Below are 745 nucleotides of genomic sequence, written 5' to 3'. Positions count from 1 at the left end.
ACTCTAATCTGACCCACCATGGACACTCAGGTGCAACCGCGCCGCCCACCCGCGGCGCGGTTCGTCGACTGGTTTCGCCGGCGCGGCTTCGCGACGCAGGTGCTGGTGATCCACGCCGCGACGCTCGCGGTCGTGCTCGTCGCGCTGGGCGTCGTGTCGTTCGGCTACGTCGAATCGGCGATGCACCAGGTGGCCGGCGGCATCAGCCTGAGCCGCCTGCGCGGGCTGGCGCTCGACCTCGGCGGCCTGCCGCGCAGCGAGTTCGAGGCGGCGGCCCAGCGGCAAAGCCTGCAGAACCACCTCGAAGCGCCGACCTACGTCAATGCCGTCGTGCTGTCGATGCAGGGCGAGACCCGCGTCGTGCGCAGCGACGGCGACCTGCCGGCCCTGCCGCTCGACACCGTGCCCGCTGCGACGCTGCATCCCGGCTGGCAGATGGTCGACGGCACGCACATGCGCAGCTGGGTGCCGCTGCCGCGCGGCGACGGCCTGCTGGTCGCGACCGTCAGCCTGCGTCCGGCCGACACCACGGTGCGCTACGTGGTGGGCGTGCTGGTCGTGCTGTTCGTCGCGATCTCGCTGACCGGCGGCATCGTGTTCGGGCTGCTGATGCGCCGCCATGCGCGCGGGCTGGAGCGCCTGGTCGGCTGGGCGCGCGAGCGCGCGACCCACCTGGAGGCACCGGCGCAGGCGCCGCCCGAGCGGGCGGTCGGCTCGCGCGAGCTGCGCGCGCTGGCGCATGCGC

The 745-nt window shown here is 73.8% G+C and carries 1 protein-coding gene; it reads left to right on the top strand.

Annotation, left to right across the window (positions count from 1 at the left end; genetic code table 11):
- Nucleotides 1-30: 30 nt before the first annotated feature.
- Nucleotides 31-745 (top strand): hypothetical protein (locus AC1D15_RS35575; protein WP_477829794.1); only part of this gene is annotated, 715 nt, incomplete at its 3' end.

Source organism: Rhizobacter sp. P2_H2, assembly GCF_056403375.1.
This window is presented reverse-complemented; position numbering and strand designations above follow the sequence as displayed.